This is a genomic window from Devosia sp., from assembly GCF_036676215.1.
Taxonomy (GTDB): Bacteria; Pseudomonadota; Alphaproteobacteria; order Rhizobiales; family Devosiaceae; genus Devosia.
Map to the genome: position 1 here is coordinate 1 of NZ_JAKFDJ010000132.1, position 1,534 is coordinate 1,534.

The following is a 1,534-nucleotide window of genomic DNA, read 5'->3' on the forward strand; positions in this document are numbered from 1 at the left end:
GGATCCGGACCTGAGCCGCTACATCCTGTAATCATTTCCGTAGGAGCGCCCCATGGGCGCGAGCTCTTAATGACGGCACCAAAAGCTCGCGCCCATGGGGCGCTCCTACGGAGAGGGGGTTATTGCGGCTCGATGGCGACCTCGGTCCTCACCGAATTGGCGATGAAGCAATGCTCGTGCGCCGAATGGTGCAGGCGTTGCAGTCCCTCGGCATCGGGCGCACTGCCTTCAGCGAACACGATCCTGGGACGCAAGGTGACCCGGGTCAGGGCGAGTTTGCCGGCTTCGTTCTTGCCCAGCGTGCCCACCGCCTCGTCGGCGTAACTGTCGATCACCCAGCCCTTCTTGGCCGCGATCGCCAGCAGGGTCAGCATGTGGCATGACGACAGCGCCACTACCAACGCCTCCTCCGGGTCTACCCCGCGGTCGCTGCCGCCGTACGCCGGTGCGGCGGAACCGGTCAACCGCTGCCCGCGTTCGAAGATCCATGCGTGATCGCGGCTGTAGCCTTCGGGAGTGAACGGCTTGCCGTCGCGGTTCCATTGGACAGTGGTCTTGTGTTCGGACATAACGCTGCTCGGCAAAGGTAGAGAGCTGGAGATCTTACTCGGGCGGAGATTCAATCCTCACCGATATCCTCGTTCCACACTTCCGGATTGGCGGCGATGTAGTCGCCTAGCATGGAGATGCATTCCTCGTCGTGCAGGTCGATGACGGTGACGCCGTTCTCGCGCAGCCAGTCGATGCCGCCGCTGAAGTTGACCGATTCGCCGACCACCACCGTGCCGATGTTGAACTGGCGCACCAGCCCGCTGCAGTACCAGCACGGCGCCAGGGTGGTGACCATGATAGTGTCGCGATAGCGGCGCTGGCGGCCGGCTTTGCGGAAGGCATCGGTTTCGCCGTGGACCGACGGGTCGTTTTCCTGAATGCGGCGATTGTGGCCGCAGCCCAGCAGGTTGCCGTCGTTGTTGAAAAGAGCGGCGCCGATGGGAATGCCGCCTTCGGCCAGGCCCAGGCGGGCTTCGGCCACGGCGGTTTCCAGCAGGGAACGGTAGTCGATGGTGCGGGCCATGGAGGGTCCGGGAAGGGGCGGGCGGAGAAGAGATGGTGACATGCGTCAAGGCAAATCAGGAAATGCGGCCTGGGTCACTTCGGCGGCAGCGGTTGTCCTCTATCTAGTCCATTACACGAACCGGAGGCGTGTCGTCGCTTTCGCCAGATGAAGGGGTAGAAGTTGATGAGGACAAGCGCAGCGCTCGCTGACGGTATGCGGGCCGTGCTCGAGTGCGGCTTGGGATGGGCGCTGATGACCAACGCCTTGCCGGCGCAGGCGCAGGCGCAGATCGTCGAGGGACAGCTGCAGCTGCAGTGGGGCGATCCGCGTGGCGGTGTCGGGCAGGCGAAGCGGCCCGGAAAATTCCTGGTCACGCTGGTGACGGATGAAGGCAAGCGCCAGGTGCTGGACCCGGCGCAGGCACGGATCGCCGCTGGCGATCTCTATGCGCTGGCCAATCGCCGGGTGGCGATCGAG

The 1,534-nt window shown here is 64.3% G+C and carries 3 protein-coding genes; 1 reads left to right on the forward strand and 2 read right to left on the reverse strand.

Going from position 1 to position 1,534, the window contains the following annotated elements; genetic code table 11:
• Positions 1-119: 119 nt before the first annotated feature.
• The gene (locus V6M52_RS12080) at positions 120-569 is read right to left on the reverse strand and encodes an OsmC family protein (protein ID WP_332701201.1); all 450 of its coding nucleotides are present in this window, start codon (positions 567-569) and stop codon (positions 120-122) included.
• 50 nt (positions 570-619) lie between these two features.
• Positions 620-1,075 carry a nucleoside deaminase gene (locus V6M52_RS12085; RefSeq protein ID WP_332701202.1) on the reverse strand — a complete coding sequence of 152 codons (456 nt, stop codon included), beginning with the start codon at positions 1,073-1,075 and terminating at the stop codon, positions 620-622.
• Between the two features lie 234 nt (positions 1,076-1,309).
• On the opposite strand from V6M52_RS12085, the gene V6M52_RS12090 reads away from it, so the two are divergent.
• The coding region (locus V6M52_RS12090; protein ID WP_332701203.1) for a hypothetical protein at positions 1,310-1,534 on the forward strand (225 nt) is incomplete at its 3' end.

What these genes read in the sequence shown, in the direction of transcription:
- V6M52_RS12080 (WP_332701201.1), bottom strand. Translation starts at nt 569, where the DNA reads ATGTCCGAACACAAGACCACTGTCCAATGGAACCGCGACGGCAAGCCG.
- V6M52_RS12085 (WP_332701202.1), bottom strand. Translation starts at nt 1,075, where the DNA reads ATGGCCCGCACCATCGACTACCGTTCCCTGCTGGAAACCGCCGTGGCC.